Origin of the sequence: Nitrospirillum viridazoti CBAmc, from assembly GCF_000730165.1 — a bacterium.
Taxonomy (GTDB): Bacteria; Pseudomonadota; Alphaproteobacteria; order Azospirillales; family Azospirillaceae; genus Nitrospirillum; species Nitrospirillum viridazoti.
Genome location: NZ_CP022112.1, coordinates 549,650 through 565,158 on the forward strand (window position 1 = coordinate 549,650; position 15,509 = coordinate 565,158).

At 66.8% G+C, this 15,509-nt stretch carries 16 protein-coding genes; 10 read left to right on the forward strand and 6 right to left on the reverse strand.

Translation table 11 applies throughout. The features are described from left to right. Window positions 1-23: 23 nt before the first annotated feature. A complete protein-coding gene (locus Y958_RS24285; protein WP_186291589.1) occupies window positions 24-383 on the reverse strand; it encodes a rhodanese-like domain-containing protein in 360 nt (119 codons plus the stop codon). 5 nt (window positions 384-388) lie between these two features. Beyond that, window positions 389-721: an ArsR/SmtB family transcription factor gene (locus Y958_RS24290; protein WP_004273924.1), complete on the reverse strand. Its 333-nt coding sequence runs from the start codon at window positions 719-721 to the stop codon at window positions 389-391. 338 nt (window positions 722-1,059) lie between these two features. Between Y958_RS24290 and Y958_RS24295 the strand changes: the two genes are divergently transcribed. The 8 genes from Y958_RS24295 to cydX are packed head-to-tail and all read left to right on the forward strand — an operon-like array spanning window position 1,060 to window position 7,560. Further along, window positions 1,060-2,355: an NAD(P)/FAD-dependent oxidoreductase gene (locus Y958_RS24295; protein ID WP_088874502.1), complete on the forward strand. Its 1,296-nt coding sequence runs from the start codon at window positions 1,060-1,062 to the stop codon at window positions 2,353-2,355. Between the two features lie 14 nt (window positions 2,356-2,369). After that, window positions 2,370-2,573 (forward strand): YgaP family membrane protein, encoded by a 204-nt coding sequence (locus tag Y958_RS24300; protein WP_040849036.1) that lies wholly within the window; start codon window positions 2,370-2,372, stop codon window positions 2,571-2,573. Window positions 2,574-2,596: 23 nt separating this feature from the next. After that, the gene (locus tag Y958_RS24305) at window positions 2,597-4,045 is read left to right on the forward strand and encodes an efflux transporter outer membrane subunit (RefSeq protein WP_088874503.1); all 1,449 of its coding nucleotides are present in this window, start codon (window positions 2,597-2,599) and stop codon (window positions 4,043-4,045) included. A gap of 46 nt (window positions 4,046-4,091) precedes the next feature. Then, a complete protein-coding gene (locus Y958_RS24310) occupies window positions 4,092-4,460 on the forward strand; it encodes a carboxymuconolactone decarboxylase family protein (protein WP_088874504.1) in 369 nt (122 codons plus the stop codon). Window positions 4,461-4,490: 30 nt separating this feature from the next. Further along, on the forward strand, window positions 4,491-4,697 hold the full coding sequence (gene cydP, locus Y958_RS24315; protein ID WP_040847112.1) for a cytochrome oxidase putative small subunit CydP: 207 nt from the start codon (window positions 4,491-4,493) through the stop codon (window positions 4,695-4,697). After that, window positions 4,697-6,262 carry a cytochrome ubiquinol oxidase subunit I gene (locus Y958_RS24320; RefSeq protein WP_244909688.1) on the forward strand — a complete coding sequence of 522 codons (1,566 nt, stop codon included), beginning with the start codon at window positions 4,697-4,699 and terminating at the stop codon, window positions 6,260-6,262. The genes cydP and Y958_RS24320 overlap by 1 nt, the downstream gene beginning before the upstream one ends. An 11-nt stretch (window positions 6,263-6,273) precedes the next feature. Continuing rightward, window positions 6,274-7,413, forward strand: a complete 1,140-nt coding sequence (gene cydB, locus Y958_RS24325) for a cytochrome d ubiquinol oxidase subunit II (RefSeq protein WP_244909681.1) — start codon at window positions 6,274-6,276, stop codon at window positions 7,411-7,413. Window positions 7,414-7,434: 21 nt separating this feature from the next. Then, on the forward strand, window positions 7,435-7,560 hold the full coding sequence (gene cydX, locus Y958_RS24330; RefSeq protein ID WP_088874507.1) for a cytochrome bd-I oxidase subunit CydX: 126 nt from the start codon (window positions 7,435-7,437) through the stop codon (window positions 7,558-7,560). Window positions 7,561-7,759: 199 nt separating this feature from the next. Here cydX and Y958_RS24335 read toward each other — a convergent pair whose 3' ends face one another. The 3 genes from Y958_RS24335 to Y958_RS24345 form a co-directional block, all read right to left on the reverse strand. After that, a complete protein-coding gene (locus tag Y958_RS24335; protein ID WP_088874508.1) occupies window positions 7,760-8,875 on the reverse strand; it encodes a THUMP domain-containing class I SAM-dependent RNA methyltransferase in 1,116 nt (371 codons plus the stop codon). 75 nt (window positions 8,876-8,950) lie between these two features. Then, a complete protein-coding gene (locus tag Y958_RS24340) occupies window positions 8,951-10,429 on the reverse strand; it encodes an FAD-dependent monooxygenase (protein ID WP_088874509.1) in 1,479 nt (492 codons plus the stop codon). 128 nt (window positions 10,430-10,557) lie between these two features. After that, complete coding sequence (locus Y958_RS24345) at window positions 10,558-11,259, reverse strand: TetR/AcrR family transcriptional regulator (protein ID WP_088874510.1); 702 nt, start codon at window positions 11,257-11,259, stop codon at window positions 10,558-10,560. Window positions 11,260-11,503: 244 nt separating this feature from the next. Here Y958_RS24345 and Y958_RS24350 point away from each other — a divergent pair, with 244 nt between their 5' ends. Both Y958_RS24350 and Y958_RS24355 read left to right on the forward strand, forming a co-directional pair. Further along, entirely contained in the window at window positions 11,504-12,595 is a 1,092-nt protein-coding gene (locus Y958_RS24350) for an alpha/beta hydrolase family protein (protein ID WP_088874511.1), read from the forward strand. A gap of 97 nt (window positions 12,596-12,692) precedes the next feature. After that, on the forward strand, window positions 12,693-13,643 hold the full coding sequence (locus tag Y958_RS24355; RefSeq protein ID WP_088874512.1) for an amidohydrolase family protein: 951 nt from the start codon (window positions 12,693-12,695) through the stop codon (window positions 13,641-13,643). Window positions 13,644-13,693: 50 nt separating this feature from the next. Here Y958_RS24355 and Y958_RS24360 read toward each other — a convergent pair whose 3' ends face one another. Then, a complete protein-coding gene (locus tag Y958_RS24360) occupies window positions 13,694-15,463 on the reverse strand; it encodes a ShlB/FhaC/HecB family hemolysin secretion/activation protein (RefSeq protein WP_186291590.1) in 1,770 nt (589 codons plus the stop codon). Window positions 15,464-15,509: the final 46 nt, after the last annotated feature.

Consider the following 15,509-nt stretch of genomic DNA (forward strand, 5'->3'; position numbering starts at 1 on the left):
CCTTCGGATCAGGGTGGTAACGGTCAGTGCTCGGTCGGCAGTCCGGCGGCTTTCCAGGCCATGATGCCGCCCTGGATATGGCCACAGCAGGCCACGCCGGCGGCGCGGCACTTGGCCATGGCGGTGGCGGAGCGCTTGCCGGAACCGCATTGCAGGATCAGGGCGGCGCCGTCCTGGGGCAGGGCGCGCGGGTCGAAGCCCGACAGGGGGTGCAGCAGCGCGCCTGGAATGTGTTCGGCCGCGTATTCACCCAGTTCACGGACGTCGATCAGCACGGCGTGGCCATCACGGATCATGCCGTGGGCGGTGACGGGGTCCAGGTCAAGATAGGTGTCGCGGGCAATCATGGCGGTGGCTTCCTTCAGGGCGCCGCCGGCCGGCATTTAGATCAATCCGGCCGAGGTGGCTCACACACGGGGTTGGGCGGGCAATAGTGCCGGTACAGCACCTCCAGCACCTGGCGGGCAGGGTCGCTGGTGATCGAGTACCAGATGGTCTGTCCGTCGCGGCGGGCACCGACCAGCCCCTCGCGCCGCAGAAGCGCCAGGTGCTGGGACACGGTGGAGTCCCGGATGCCGAGGAACTCGGCCAATTCGCCCACCGACCGCTCACCACCCACCAACTGGCAGACGATGAGCAGGCGCGTGCGGTTGGCCAGAGACTTCAACAGGTCAGCGGCTTTCTCTGCCGCTTCGGACATGCGCTGGGCGTCTAAGGTCATGAGAGGGACTTTCCTGATCGCGAACGAACCTCGGGGCCTTCTGCTTGCCAGAGGGTGACCCCCCTGGGCAATGACCGGACGCAAAACTTACAAATCTTCGTAATTGCGTATATTCGATAATGAGAATATATAAACCCCAACGACATTCGGCAAGGGCCTTCGAATGGCTTGCGGCGAACGGTTGCGCCAGGTCAGGGCGGGCGGACACGTCCCGGCGTTGAATGGCGGTCAACCGGTGCAGTCGCGTCGAGGGCAGGTTCAATGTGAATGACAACGGACCGTTCCCCATTGACTCAGCTCAGGCGTCGCGAGGGCGGCCCAACCGGGAGGAAGGTTTCATGGCGGACATCGTGATCATGGGCGCCGGCCTCAGCGGCACACTCATGGCTTATGAGATGGCGGACCAGATGCGCCCCGGGGACCGGCTGACGCTGGTCGGTCAGGGGCAGCACTATCATTTCGTGCCGTCCAATCCATGGGTGGCGGTGGGGTGGCGCGAACGCACGGCCATTGAGGTCGATCTTCAGCCCATCATGGCGCAGAAGAAGATCAGGTTTGAGACCGCTGGCGTTCGGCGCGTCAACCCGGTGGAAAATCGGCTGGATCTGGAGGATGGGGATACGCTGTCCTACGACTACCTGATCATCGCCACAGGTCCGGAGTTGGCCTTCGATGAGATCCCCGGATTTGGCCCCGCCCATCACACCCAATCCATCTGCCAGGTTGGGCATGCCGAACAGGCCTACGCCGCCTTCAACCGCTTCTGCGAGAAGCCGGGTCCTATCATTGTCGGCGCCGCGCAGGGAGCGTCTTGCTTCGGGCCGGCTTACGAATTCGCCATGCTGCTGGACACGGAGTTGCGGCGCCGAGGTCTGCGCGACCAGGTGCCCATGACCTTCGTGACCTCCGAGCCCTATATCGGCCATCTAGGCCTGGATGGGGTGGGCGACACCAAGAGCATGTTGGAACACGAGTTGCGCCAGCGCCACATTAAGTGGATCACCAGTGCCCGCGTCACCCAGGTCGACCCCGACGGCATGACGGTGGAAGAGGTGGGGCAAGGCGGCGCCGTGACCGCCACCCACCGCCTGCCTCATGCCTATGCCATGCTGCTGCCGGCTTTCCGCGGAGTGGAGGCGGTGCGGGGGGTGCAGGGGCTGGTCAATCCACGCGGCTTCGTCCTGACGGACGCCTTCCAGCGCAATCCCGCCTTTCCCAATGTCTTCGCTGTGGGCGTCTGCGTCGCCATTCCCCCCATCGGGGCAACGCCGGTGCCGGTGGGGGTGCCCAAGACCGGGTTCATGATAGAATCCATGGTGACGTCGACAGCCCACAACGTCGGCGCACTGCTGCGCGGCGAACCGGTTCAGTGGAAGCCCACGCTGAACGCCATCTGCCTGGCCGATTTCGGCGATGGGGGCGTCGCCTTCGTCGCCCAGCCGCAGATCCCGCCGCGCAACGTCAACTGGTCCTCCGAGGGCAAGTGGGTGCACGTCGCCAAGGTCGCCTTTGAAAAATACTTCATCGGCAAGGTCCGGCGCGGCACGAGCGAACCTTTCTTCGAACGCTTCATCCTGGATCGCCTCAACATCCGCAAGGTCAAGGCGACACTCGGCCCAACCCCCATGCCTTGAGGGAGTGTCCCGTCATGAACATCGATCGTTCCGTCCTCTCTTTTGCCGGCTTCATGGTTCTGCTCAGCCTGCTGCTAGGGTGGCTGGTCAGCCCCTATTGGCTGCTGTTGACGGCCTTCGTCGGCGCCAACCTGTTCCAGGCCGGCATCACCGGCTTCTGCCCCGCCGCCGTGATCCTGAAGCGGTTGGGTGTGAAGCCCGGCTGCGCCTTTCACTGAGCGGGTATGGGGAGCCGACCGCCATGCGTCGCCGCAGCCGCCACCCCGTCCTGATCACCGGCCTGTGCCTGGCTTTGACAGGGTGCGCTGTGGGGCCGGATTTCCGCCAGCCGAACAGCCCCAAGGTCAGCGCCTACACCGCTACGCCCGCGGGAGACGTCGTGAAGCCCGGCACGGCGGTGGGGGACGGCTGGTGGCACGGCTTCGCGTCGCCCGCCCTCAGTGCCATCGTCGATCGGGCGGTTGCCGGAAACCTGTCCTTGACGGCAGCCAAGGCGCGATTGCGCGGCGCGCAGGAGATGGCGGACGCCTCGGCCGGGCGGCTGTGGCCCCAGGTCGATGTCGAAGGCGGGATAGCGCGCAAGCGCGTCAATCTGGTGACCTTCGGCATGCAGGGACATTCCCCCGTCTTCTATCTCTACTCCGTCGGCGCCACCATCAGCTACAGCCTGGACCTGTTCGGCGGCGACCGCCGGCAGGTGGAGGCGGACGATGCCAAGGCTGAGGCGGCGGCCTATCGCACCGCCGCCGCCTACGTCATGCTGACGGGCAACGCGGCCGTGCAGACGGTGAGCTTCGCCGCGGCGTCGGACGCCCTGGCAGCGGCGACCTTGGCGGTGACGGCGGATCGTGAGGCGCTGGCAGCGGTGCTGCGGGGGGCTGAGGCCGGTACGTTGTCGCGAAGTGCCGTGACGGCGGCCCAGGCCCGCCTGGCCCAGGACGAAGCCCTGTTGCCGGGCCTGCGGCAGCGCGTAGGTACCGCCCAGAACGCCTTGGCGGTGCTGATGGGCCTGGCGCCGGCCGAGTGGCAACCCACGCCGATCAGCCTGGCGGACCTGGCATTGCCGGGCGACCTGCCGCTCAGCCTGCCGTCGCAGCTTGTGCGGCAGCGGCCGGACATCATGGCGGCGGAGGCGGACCTGCACGCGGCCAGCGCCGCCGTGGGCGTGGCCACGGCCAACATGTTTCCCCGCCTGCAACTGACCGCCGGGCTGGAGCAGGCCGCAGCGAGCACCGCCCTGTTCTGGAGCAGCGATTCCACCCAAGGGGGCGTGGCGGCCGGCCTGGTGGCCCCGCTGTTCCACGGCGGTGCCCTGAACGCCGCGCGCCATGCCGCCCAGGCGGAGTTCGAGGCCAGCGCGGCGGAGTATCGCCAGACGGTGCTGACCGCCTTCCAGCAGGTGGGCGACATTCTGCTGGCGCTCACCAACGATGGCGACGCCCTGGTCAATGCCGACCGGGCCTTGGCCGCGGCGGCGGAGCAGCGCGCGATGACGCAGGCGGCCTTCGAGCATGGCGCCGCCAACCGCCTGACCCTGCTGGCGGCCGAGCGCGACTGGAATTTGGCCCGGGCGGACCATGCCGCCGCCCTGGGGCGCCGGTGGGCCGATGTCGTCGGCCTTTATGTGGCGATGGGCGGTGACTGGCGGCACTGGGCCGCGCAGGCCGACGAAGGGAATGCTGCGCCGTAAGCGCGCGGGTCCCCCATTGATGGCAGATTTTGGGAGCTTACAGATCATGTACCATGACTGGCCCGACCTCACGACCACCCTGACGGGCGCCATCCGCGAGCTCCGCGGCGGTTCGCCCGAGGTCATGAAATCCTTCTCCGCCATGGCGCGCACGGCCTTGGAAGCCAAGGCGCTGGATACCAAGACCAAGGAACTGATCGCCTTGGCCATCGCCGTCGCCACCCGCTGCGACGGGTGTGTCGGCTTCCATGCCGAGGCGGCGCACCGCCAGGGCGCCAGCCGGGAAGAGGTGCTGGAGACCATGGGCATGGCGATCTACATGGGCGCCGGCCCCTCGGTCATGTACGCCGCCCAGGCGCTGGAGGCTTTCGACCAATTCGCCGGCCGGGCCGCGACCGGCACGCCGGCGGCCTGAGAACGCGGCGGCCGACGGAAAGGAAAGCCCATGGCCCGGCAAACGGCACCGGTTCCCCTGACGGGACGGATATTGCTGAAGCGGGTGCTGATGTTCACGGCGCTGAAGCTGGTCCTGTTGGTCGCCTTGTTCTTCCTGTTCTTCTCACCGCCGCATAGGCCGACGGTCACACCCAGCGCGGTGGGATCGGCATTGTTCGATCCCCCGCCGGCCACGCGCAAGGACGAGGGGCCATGATGCCCGATATCGATGTCGTTTCGCTGTCACGCCTGCAGTTCGGGCTGACGGCCATGTACCATTTCCTGTTCGTGCCGCTGACCCTGGGCTTGTCCCTGCTGCTGGCCATCATGGAAAGCGTCTATGTCATGACCGGCCGGACCATCTGGCGCGACATGACCAAGTTCTGGGGCCTGCTGTTCGGCATCAACTTCGCCATGGGCGTGGCCACCGGCATCACCATGGAATTCCAGTTCGGCACGAATTGGGCCTATTACTCCCATTACGTCGGCGACATCTTCGGCGCGCCGCTGGCCATCGAGGGCCTGATGGCCTTCTTCCTGGAAGCCACCTTCATCGGCCTGTTCTTTTTCGGCTGGAACAAGCTGTCGGCGGTGGGGCACCTGATGGTGACCTGGCTGGTGGCCTTGGGCAGCAATTTGAGCGCCCTCTGGATCCTGATCGCCAACGGCTGGATGCAGCATCCCGTGGGGGCCACGTTCAACACCGACACCATGCGGATGGAGGTGGCGAACTTTGCCGATGTCATCTTCAATCCGGTCGCCCAGGACAAGTTCGTGCACACGGTCAGCGCCGGCTACGTCACCGGCGCCGTGTTCGTGCTGGCCGTCAGCGCCCTGTACCTGCTGCGCGGCCGGCACGTGGCCCTGGCGCGCCGCTCGATGACCGTGGCCGCCAGCTTCGGCCTGGCGGCATCCCTGTCGGTGGTCGTGCTGGGCGACGAAAGCGGCTACACAGCCGGCCAGAACCAGCGCATGAAGCTGGCCGCCATCGAAGCCATGTGGGAGACGGAGCCGGCGCCGGCCTCCTTCACCGTCGTCGGCTTCCCCGACCAGGCGGGGCACCGCACCAACTACGCGGTTCGCATTCCCTATGTCATGGGCCTGATCGCCACCCGGTCGATCAGCGAGCCGGTCATGGGCATCAACCAGCTGGTGGAGGTGGCGGCAGACCGTATCCGCAGCGGCATGGTGGCCTATCAGGCGCTGCAGCGCCTGCGCCAGAACCGCGGCGATACCAATGCCCGGGCGACGTTCGAGGCGCATGTGAGTGACCTGGGATACGCCTTGCTGCTGAAGCGCTATACCCCGGTGGTGACGGACGCGACGGATGCGCAGATCGTCGCTGCTGCCCATGACACGGTGCCGGCGGTGGCGCCGCTGTTCTGGTCGTTCCGTGTCATGGTCGGGCTGGGATTCTTCTTCATTGCCCTCTTCGTTACCGCCTTCATCCTGTCGGCCAAGCGCCGGCTGGAACATCCGCTGTTCCTGAAGGCGGCGGCGGCGGCGCTGCCCCTGCCGTGGCTGGCGGCGGAACTGGGCTGGTATGTGGCGGAGGGCGGCCGCCAACCCTGGACCATCGACGGCATCCTGCCGACCTTCCTGTCCGCCTCGAACATCCCGGCCGCCAACGTCTGGTTCAGCGTGGCGGGCTTCGTCCTGTTCTACAGCGTGCTGGCGGTGGTTGAGCTGTACCTGATGGTCAAGGTCATCCGCCATGGGCCGCTGGAGACGACATCCGGGCGCCCCGCCCCGCTTCACGCCGTCGTCGCGGCCGGTGAATGAGGATATGCACCATGTTGGACTATGAAACTTTGCGTCTGCTGTGGTGGGCGCTGCTGGGCGTGCTCCTCATCGGCTTCGCCGTCATGGATGGCTTCGACCTGGGGGTGGCGGCCTTGCTGCCCGTCGTCGGCCGGTCGGACATGGACCGGCGGGTCATGATCAACACTGTGGGGCCGGTTTGGGAAGGCAACCAGGTGTGGCTGATCCTGGGAGGCGGCGCCGTATTTGCCGCTTGGCCCGCCCTCTATGCCACCGCGTTCTCCGGCTTTTACATCGCCATGTTCCTGGTGCTATGCGCCCTGATCCTGCGGCCCGTGGGCTTCAAGTTCCGCTCCAAGCTGGAAGGGGCGGCCTGGCGGCGGGCGTGGGACACGGCGCTGATCATCGGCGGCGTGGTCCCGGCGGTGGTATTCGGTGTCGCTTTCGGCAACGTGTTGCAGGGCGTGCCGTTCCATTTCGATGCCGACCTGCGCGTCACCTACACGGGCGGCTTCCTTGGGCTGCTGAACCCCTTCGCCCTGCTGTGCGGTCTGGTCAGTCTGGCCATGGTCATCATGCACGGCGCCGTCTACCTGGCGGTGAAGACGGACGGGCAGGTGGCGGCGCGGGCGCGCGGGGTGGTGCCTTGGGCCGTCCTGGCCATGCTGGTGCTGTTCAGTCTGGCGGGGGCGTGGATTGCCCTGGGGATTGACGGCTACGCCGTCACCAGCGCCGTCGTGGCCGATGGTCCGTCAAACCCTCTGATGAAGACGGTCGAGCGGGCACCAGGCACCTGGCTGGAGAACTACCGGCGCCTGCCACTCAGCCTGATTGTGCCCGCGCTGGCATATGTCGGTGCCCTGGCCACCTGGGGATTGATCCGTGCCGAGCGGGTGGGGCTGGCCTTCATCACCTCGTCCCTGGCCGTGGCGGGCGTTGTCGGTACGGCAGGCGTCAGTGCGTTCCCTTTCCTGCTGCCGTCGTCCAGCGACCCCGCCTCCAGCCTGACGGTGTGGGACGCATCGTCATCGCATACCACCCTGCAGATCATGCTCGTGGCGACGCTGGTCTTCATGCCGTTGATCCTGGCCTACACCGCCTGGGTCTTCCGTGTGCTGCGCGGCCCGGTTCGCGCGCAGGACATCACCAATGACGGCGGCGCGTTCTACTGACGCCCGCGGAGGAGCGAAGCGATGTGGTACTTTAGCTGGATATTGGGCCTTGGATTGGCCTGCGCGTTTTCCATCCTGAACGCCATGTGGCTGGAACTGTCCGAGACCGACGGGAAGGTTCGCCCTGACCGGCGGCCCGAGCGATGAACGCTGTGATGTGCGAAGTGGGCAAAGGGCCCGTGACGGAAGGCGGTTGGCCGATACCAAGCCACACAGCATCTGGCCATGCTGCGGAAAGATAGCCTAGTGAAAGCCCGCCGGGATGGGACGTTTATTTGCTACTCGATTACGGATGATGACATGCGTGCCATAGTGTCCGATCCGGTCAGGATCAGCAGCCAGTCGCTCAGGCCAGAGGCGCCGTCCGGTACAGGATCACCTTAATGCCGCCATGCAGCACCGGCGCGCCGGTGGGGAGGAAGGAGAGGTCGGTCACTTTGGCCAGGGCCGGTTCATTGGTGATGATGCCGACGCGCCAGCCGTGGAAGCGCTCGCGCAGTACCTTGCCCAGGCTGCCGTACAGGGCATAGAGCTGCTTGGTGTCGCCGATGCGCCCGCCATAGGGCGGGTTGACGATGACCAGGCCGGGCGGACCGTCGGGCGGGGTCAGGTCGCTGATGGCTTGACGGCGGAAGTCGGTCCAGTCCGCCACGCCGGCCCGCGCCGCGTTGTCCTGGCTCATCTTCACGGCGCCGGCGTCGCGGTCGCTGCCATGGAAGCGCACGGTTGGTGGGGTAAGGGCTAGGGAGGCTTTCAGCGCGTCCCAGGCGGTGGCATCGAACCCCGCGAGCTTCTCGAAGGCGAAGGACCGGGAACGGCCAGGCTTCAGGCCGGCGGCAATCTCCGCCGCCTCGATCACGAAGGTGCCCGAGCCGCACATGGGGTCGACCACGGGCTCATGGCCGTCATAGCCGCACTGGTGCAGGAACAGGGCGGCCATGGTCTCCCGCATGGGGGCCTTGTTCACCGCTTCCTTATGGCCGCGCTTGTGCAATGACTCGCCCGATGTGTCGATGCTGAAGGTGCAGAGGTCGTCGTCGATGCGGGCCTTGATGACGATCTCGGCATCGTCCGCGATGGGGGCGCCCAACTCTTCCGACAGGGCGCGGGTGATGCGCTCCGCCGCGGCGCCGGCGTGGTAGATGCGGGACTTGGTGCAACTGGCTTCCACCTTCACCGGCACGTCCGGCCGCAGGAAGTCCGCCCAGCGGAAGCGGCGGGCGCGCTTGTCCAACTGCGCCAGGTGCAGGGCGCGGAAGGAGCCGATGCGCACCAGCACGCGGGTGGCACCGCGCAGTTCCAGGTTGGCGCGCCAGACCTCCGTCCAGCCGCCCCGGGCGCTGACACCGCCCTTGCCGGGCTGCGGGTCGGTGAAGCCGGCCGCCGTCATCTCCGCGCACAGCGCAGATTCCAGGCCGGGTGTGGTCACCACGTAGATATCAAAGTCTTCACGCTCATCCATGGCGCTTTGATATCGCGCCGCCCCTGAACCGGCGAGGGCTTTCTCGCCATGGCTTCCGTGCCGGCGGGGCGGGGTTCAAGATTGAAGCGGTCCGAACCAGGCGGTCAGCACCGCCTTCAGATCCCGGTTATCCGGTTGCCCCACCCAGGCCACATACCCATCGGGGCGGATCAGTACGCTGGCCGGAGCGGGGACGGGGCCAAGTGCTGGTAATTCCCACAGCCCGTCATAGCTGGCGTCGACCCTCTGGAGCCGCTCGCCCCAGGGAGTGAGGTCGATGCCAGTGTCCGGTCCGAGGGTGAGGAACACCGGCCGCGCCTGGTGCAGGTATGTATAAAGCCGGCGTGGGCCATCGGCCGTGATCAGGTCAAGGTCGGGCATGCGGCGCCCCAGCAGCGGATGGCCGTCGCCCAGGTCATAACGAACGGCCAAGCCCGATATCTGCGCGGCGACGTGCTGGCGCGGGGCATCCATGACCATGAATTCCGAGATGAGCTGGCCCAGGGCCTTGGAGCGGTCGTCCTGGCGCTGCAGCGCCACGGTGGCCATGGTGATGAGCAGCACCCGTGCCGCCACCGGGTGCCGTTCGCGGTGATATGTGTCCAGCAGGGTGGCAGGTGCTGTCCCCTTGACCACCTGGGCCAGTTTCCAGCCCAGGTTCACGGCGTCCTGCACCCCGATATTCAGACCTTGCCCGCCCATCGGGGGATGGACGTGCGCCGCGTCGCCAGCCAGCAACACCCGCCGGTCGCGGTAGGCGGCGGCCTGTCGCGCCATGTCGGTGAACCGGGAAATCCAGGTCGGGCTGTGGATGCCGTAATCGGTGCCATAAATGGCGATCAGCGCCTGCCGCACCTCATCGAGGGTGGGGTGTCCGCCGGACTTGAGCTCCCGCTCGGTCAGCACGATGCGGACACGGCCGGCATCTTCCATTTTGCCCATACCATGGGTACCGGTGGCATCGGCGCGAAAGCCCCATTCGGGCTCCTCCCTCCATTCGGCCTCGGCGATCAGCCAGCTTTTGGTCGCGTCCCAGCCTGGGAAGTCGATACCCGCCGCTTTGCGGACGAGGCTGCGCCCGCCGTCGCAGCCGATGAGATATCCGGCGCGCAGTTGCGTGCCACCGGACAACGCGACGTCGACGCCTTCCTCGTCCTGGGTGAAGCCCGTGACCTCACACCCCCGCAGGACGGTCACGCCGAGTTCGCCGGCCCAGTCGGCCAACAGGCGCTCAATGTGGTTCTGCGACAGGGCCAGGAAATACCTATGCCGGGTGGGAAAGTCCCTGAGATCCAAGGTGGGACCGTGGAAATGGCCGACCGGATGGGTTTGCCCCAGCTCAAGGAAGCGATCGGCGACACCGCGCTGGTCCAGCACCTCGATGGTGCGGATGTGCAGGCCGCCGGCCCGCATCCCCGCCAGGTCCTGGTTGGGGCGACGCTCGACCACGATCGCGTCGACGCCCGCCAGGGCCAACTCGGCGGCCAGCATGAGCCCCGTGGGGCCGCCACCGGTGATGACCACCGCATGATCCTGTCGCGTGCCCTTGTCCATCTGCCCGGCCTCCTTGTTTCAGAGGGCGGGACTTTATGAATCGGCGAGGCGATCAGGCAATTCTTGAACTCAACTCTTTCAACGCCATCTATAAGTTGAGCGGAGGCAGGGTCGCCGCATGATCTTCCTTACATTGCTGGCCGCTGCTCGGGGGGCTGGAGCAGCGCGGTCAGGCAATGCGCCGCCGCACGCCGCGCCTCATCCTCAGTAATCGCGGCCGCCGCCGGGTCCGTTCTTCGCCGCATGGCCAACCAGCTGATCGCTTCGATACCGGAACGAGCCAGGGCTTCCGCCGGTCCGTCACCTACATATCGGCGTGTGAACCAAGTGACGATATCGGTGAGATAAGGCGCGCGATACTGCCGGGTGAAGGCTGTTTTCAGGCTGGGGATGTCGTTGGCGGTACGGTCGAAGAGGACGATCAGGCGCCAGGTGGCGGCCAGGAAATCGTATAGTTCGGTCGCGATCCCTGCCGCCTCGTTCTCAAGCAAGGACATAGGCGGGGGATGGTCCAGGGCAGCCCGCAACGCCGGCCAGCGCGGCCAGGAATGGACGATGGCCTCGATCGACAGGACCGTTTCCGCGAGATCGCCCACCGCCACCGGCATTGGCAGACCGTCCAGCGACATGCCCGCGGCATGCAGTGCCGCGATATGGAACAGGGCTTCCTTGCTTTCGACATAGCGGTAGGCGGCGGAGGGCGACATGCCCAGTTCCGCCCCGATATCCGACATCTGGGTCAGGCGAAAGCCGCGCTGGGTGAAGCACTGCAACCCCGCCTCGGCGATCTCACGGAGGGGGCGTAAACCCAGCCGGCTCGATCTGCGCATCTCTCACCCTCCGTCCCAGAGCCAACCCATGCCCGCCCCTGGCGACCAGGATTGGATTATGTCGGCGGCGGAGGAGAATAGTCGACGGTTCCTTGGGCGTCCTTCATGAACATCGCCAAGCCCCTATGACACCAATGGAAAGCAGCCGAATGGCAGGGGGACCGAGCCAAAGGGGCTTGTCCAGGCAGCACCGTGAGTGTATCAGTGATTCACTCAATTATAAACCTGTGACGGTGTGGCGAAATTGATCCTGAAACGCCTGGGCCCGGCCACCCTTCTTTGGGCCACCCTTCTATGGGGCGCCGTGCCCGCCGCTGACGCCGCCCCCGTCGGCCTGGCCCACCGCGAGGTGCCGCTTGCCAGCGCGGCGGCGCGCCGGAGCGATCATCAGCCAGTGCTGGACGTCACGATCTGGTATCCGGCGGTGGAGGGAACGGCGCAGCAGGAGGTAGATATCGGCCCGCCGGGCCAGGCGTTGCTGGTAGGTGGGCCGGCCGCCATTGATGCGGAGCCGGCGCACGGGGCGCACCCGGTCGTCCTGCTGTCCCCCGGCTTCGGTGGCAGTGCCGAGGATTTGTCCTGGCTGGGTGGTGGATTGGCGGCGCGCGGCTTCATCGTCGTCGGGGTCAGCCATCCGGGCAACAACGCGTTGGATCGCACACCGGTGGGTGGAACCGCCTGGTGGGAGCGGCCGCGCGACCTGATCGCCGCCGCGCGCGCCATGGCGACGGATCCGACGCTGGGCCCATACCTCGACCTGGGGCATGTCGGTGCGGCCGGTTTTTCCATGGGCGGCATGACGGCGCTGGCCCTGGGCGGCGCCGTTATCGATCCCGGACATTTCGATGATTTCTGCGCGGGCAAGCCGGCGGACCAAGTCTGCGACACCGCCCCGGAAACGCCGGATGCGCCCCATGTCACCCAGCGCGCCGGCATCCATATGCTGGGACTGGACCAGGCGGCCGCCCGCGCGTCGGAAGGCGCGGCCCTTCCGGGTTTGCGCGCGGTCCTGGCCATCGCGCCGCCTGTGCAGATGCTGTCGCCGGAAAGCCTGGGCCGCATCACCGCCCGGACCACTCTGATGGTGGGGGACAGCGATCCGCTGGTGCCCGCAGCCACCGAGGCGGGGGTGGCGGCGCGCCTGGTCAAGGGTGCGCGGTTCGTGACCGTGCCGGGTGCGGCCCATTACAGCTTCGTGGGCGTCTGCACGCCCCATGGCCGGATGGTGCTCGCGCTCTGCGACCGGGCGCCCGAGGCGGAGCGCGCCCATACGGCTGCCCTGACGGAGGCGATCCGCCTGTTCCAAGGCACGCTTTCGCCCGGTGCACGACCCTAACTGGCCCTTTCAGCGGGGGTGTTGGTCATCACATCCTGTGGTGGTGTCCGGCTGGCATCCTGCCGGTTCTCAACGACAATAATCCCGGGAGTAACATATGCAGAGCGGTCGCAGAGACTTCCTGAAGCTCGGTGGCGGCACCTTGGCCATGCTGGCCCTGCCGCAACCCCTGGTCGCCGCGACCGGAACCAACCAGCCTATCATCGATGTGCATCTGCACGCCTATCCGGCATCGATGCGCTTTGAGAAGCCCATCGTCAATCCCATCACCGGGGCCAAGAGCCCCATCCAGACCGGTGCCGACCATCTCACGGCTTGCCTGGCGGAGATGAAGCGCCTGAACGTAGTCAGGGGCGTGGTCAGCGGCGGCGACGGCGACCGGTTGCAGGCGGCCGTGGATTGGTACGACCGGGATGCCGGCCGCATCCTGGTGGGCGCCGGCATCCGCGGATCGGCGGACACGCCCCTGCCGCCGCTGGAGGAGCTGCGCAAGCTGCATGCGCAGGGCAAGTTGCAGGTGCTGGGGGAACTGACGTCCCAGTATGCTGGCCTGCCGTTGAGCGACCCGCAGTACGACCCCTACCTGTCCCTGGCGGAAGAACTGGACATTCCGGTGGCTCTGCACACCGGCACCATGCCCGAGGGCACCACCTTCGACCCCTGCTGCCGTACCGCCCGGGCCCGCTTCGGCAATCCCGAATATGTCGAGGAGGCGCTGAACAAGCATCCCAAGCTGCGCCTGAACCTCATGCATTGCGGCTGGCCCTATCTGGAAGACACCATGGCCATGCTGATGCTGTATCCCAATGTCTATGCGGATACGGGCGCCATCGACTGGCTGCTGCCGCGGCCAGCCTTCAATGACTATCTGAAGGCCCTGGTCGACGCCGGATTCGGCAAGCGCATCATGTTCGGCACGGACCAGATGTATTGGCCCGATGCCATCAGCCTGGCCGTAGACCGCATCAAATCGGCCCCCTTCCTGACGGAGGACCAGAGGCGGGACATCTTCTACAACAACGCCGTCCGCTTCTACAAACTGGGCTGAGGGTTTCGCCTCGACAGCCGCCGGGCCGGCCACCCGGCGGCCTTGCCGCGTCAATAGCTCAGCGTCACCGAGACGTGGCCGAGTTCCCCCTTTTCCGTGGCGCCCGGCAGCTTGCGCAACTGCCAGCCGTAGGCGAACTTCACCGTGAGATAGGTGCCGTAGGTGTAGCCCAGGCCCACACCGGTGCTGGCCAGGTTGACGTTGTCACTTTCCCCGGCCGGGATGTTGCGGTTCCACAGGCTGCCGTAATCGAAAAAGGCCAGCAGCTGCAGGGCGTCATCGGGGCCGCGCTGCACCAGCTTGAAGGCGCGGCTGCGCAGCTCCGTGCTGATCAGCACGCCCTGGTCACCGTTCACCGCGCGCTCGTCGTAGCCACGCAGGATGTCGGCGCCACCAGCGCCCATCTGCTCGGTGTCCAGCAGGGCGCGGTTGCTCAGCTGCCCCACCACGCGGGTGGCCCACACCGCGTCCTCCGGTAGCTTGACCAGTCGGTTCAGCTCGCTGCGGACATAAAGATAATCGGCCTTGGCGCCCAGACGGCCGGACTGGTTGTCACCCGGCTGGAAAGCGGCGTTGGTGTTGTCCCCGGTCAGGCCGCCGGGGCTCCACACCAGGGTGTTGCTCCACCCCGTGCTGCCCCAGGCATCACCCAGGGTGGCGTTGTAGTTGGCGGAGAACTGGTTGATCTCCGTCGCCGTGCGCGAAATCTGGACGCCGCCGAAGGCCAGGTTGTTGTTGGTGGTCTTGAAATCGTAGCCGAATTCCAGCTGGTGGGAGAAATCCGGCGTCCGCGCCAACGGGATTTGATAGCGCAGGCTGGCCTGGCCGCTCTTGCCCACCAGGCCGAAATCGTTGCCCACATTGGGCACGCTTTCCTCATAGCTGCCGAAGATCATCAGCCGGTCCTGCCAGGGCAGGGGCGCCAGCCAACTGAGGGAATGGCCGACAAAGGACGCGTTCCGCCCGCCCGGCCGGTCATGCCAGAAATCGTTGCTGGTGGTCAGCTGATAGGACAGCTGCTCATCCTGCCAGAAGGCGTTGCCCCAGTTGAAACCCAGGTTCCAGCGATCACGGCCCGTGCTGGGCGCGCCGCTGTTGTCATAGCCGGCGTATACCCGCAAAGGGAAGCGGTCGCGGGTGGACAGCACCAGGTCGGTGGTGCCCGGCGTGGCACCTGGGCGGTAGACCAGATCCACTTGGCGGAAAGGATTCTCGTTCAGGCCGTTGACCTCGCGCAGCAGCCGCTCCCCCTCCACCCGGTCGCCGGGGCGGACGCTGATGTGACGGGTCAGCAGGGCGCCGTCGAACCACTCGTTGCCCTCGGCCGCCACCTGGCCCACCGTGAATTCGCGCACCACCACCTGCACGGTGCCGTTGTCGATGTCCTGTTCCGGCACCAGCACGTCGACCAGCGGGTGGTCGTTGTCGCGGTAGAAGGCGACGATGCGGCGGGCCAGCTCATTCAGGTCCGCCAGCCGCAGGGGCTTGCCGATATAGGCCTCGGCGATAGGGCGGAAGCCGGGGCGGTCCAGGATGTCGATGCCGCCGGTGTCCACGCCGGTGATGGTGCTGCCGTGCGGCTTCACCGCGGCCGGCGAGGGCACGAAGGCCAGGCCCTTCAGCTGAGGCAGGATCACCCGGTCTGACTCGGGCGCGGGGGCGGCCGGCATGGGCGGCTGTGGCGCCTGGTCCACCGGCGCCTTGGCGGGCGGCTCCTTGGGCGCGATGCGCTCATAGCTTTGCGCCTGCGCCCGCAGGGACGTCAGCGACAGGCCGGCCAAAAGCAGGGCGGTGAGAGCGCGAGCCGGGGGGACGGGCATGGAATTCCTGGGCATGGAGGCGGTCGTGGGAGCAAGGATGGCGGGC